This is a genomic window from Sphaerospermopsis reniformis (assembly GCF_005402885.1).
GTDB classification, from domain to species: Bacteria; Cyanobacteriota; Cyanobacteriia; order Cyanobacteriales; family Nostocaceae; genus Sphaerospermopsis; species Sphaerospermopsis kisseleviana.
Genome location: NZ_BJCE01000560.1, coordinates 1 through 507, shown reverse-complemented (window position 1 = coordinate 507; position 507 = coordinate 1). Strand labels below are relative to the sequence as shown.

Here is a 507-nt window from a genome sequence, read left to right as displayed (position 1 = left end):
AAAATTCCTAATCATTGCCATTTCACCTATTTCTAAGCTAGAAGCTAAAAACTGAGGCACTTCTGTATTTAAAGATAAATTAGCAAAGGTTGGTGAACTATTACCAGGAATATATTTACCATCAGCTAAACTATAAATTTGCATTACAGGTTCATCATAACGCCAAACTTCAGGAACACCTAAAGCTAAATAAATTGGTAACTTATCAATAGAAGAACTAGCATAATCAACTTCGATAACTAAATCAGGTGGAGGATCTTGGGTTAAATCTAAACTGGTTTTATTTCTCATGATTGGTTCATTTTGAATATAGAAACTAGAATCAGGTTCTACACCCCTAGCTAAATCTTCTCTTTTACAAGTTAATGAACCTGTGCTTTTAACGTTCAGATTTAACTCTTCAACTAAAGTATCAATGAGTTTTTCTATCAATCTTTTATTATGTTCATGGGGCATTAATGGAGTCATAATTTCTAAGATTCCCTGATTATAAGTAAACCTGTTATT

General features: G+C 31.4%; 1 protein-coding gene. It reads right to left on the bottom strand.

Translation table 11 applies throughout. From position 1 onward, the window contains the following. Positions 1-507 (bottom strand): Uma2 family endonuclease (locus FFR48_RS28405; RefSeq protein ID WP_137669627.1); only part of this gene is annotated, 507 nt, incomplete at both ends.